Origin of the sequence: Mangrovimonas sp. ST2L15 (assembly GCF_001280515.1) — a bacterium.
In the GTDB taxonomy this organism is placed as follows: domain Bacteria; phylum Bacteroidota; class Bacteroidia; order Flavobacteriales; family Flavobacteriaceae; genus Mangrovimonas; species Mangrovimonas futianensis.
On the sequence record NZ_LBIQ01000042.1, the window covers coordinates 1 to 419 of the forward strand.

Annotated in this window: 1 protein-coding gene; it reads left to right on the plus strand. The window is 40.6% G+C overall.

Features of this window, described 5'->3' with window-relative positions; translation table 11 throughout:
• Positions 1-60: 60 nt before the first annotated feature.
• A partial coding sequence (locus ZA07_RS14995; RefSeq protein ID WP_255349988.1) for an isocitrate/isopropylmalate family dehydrogenase occupies positions 61-419 on the plus strand: 359 nt, incomplete at its 3' end.

The following is a 419-nucleotide window of genomic DNA, read 5'->3' on the forward strand; positions in this document are numbered from 1 at the left end:
ATATAACAAAAAACGCTGCCCGAAGGTAAACGACCAAAACAGCAACGAACAAAAACGCTCATGAAACTGAATATTGCTGTTTTAACAGGAGATGGCATTAGTCCCGAAGTAACCGAGCAAGCCATCGAAGTATTTAAAGCTATAGCTATAGAATATTATCACTCCATCCTTTTCACATCGGCTCCAGTTGGAGCTATTGCGATTGATGCAACTGGAAATCCACTACCGGACAGCACCCTTGAGTTATGCAAAACAAGTGATGCCGTTTTATTTGGAACTATTGGAGACCCTAAATATGATCACGCTTCCAATGCTCAAGTTCGCCCAGAAACATGGTTAATGAAACTAAGAAAAACATTCGGCCTATACGCCAATATACGTACAGTCAAAGCACATTATATACTTTTCGCTAACTCTCC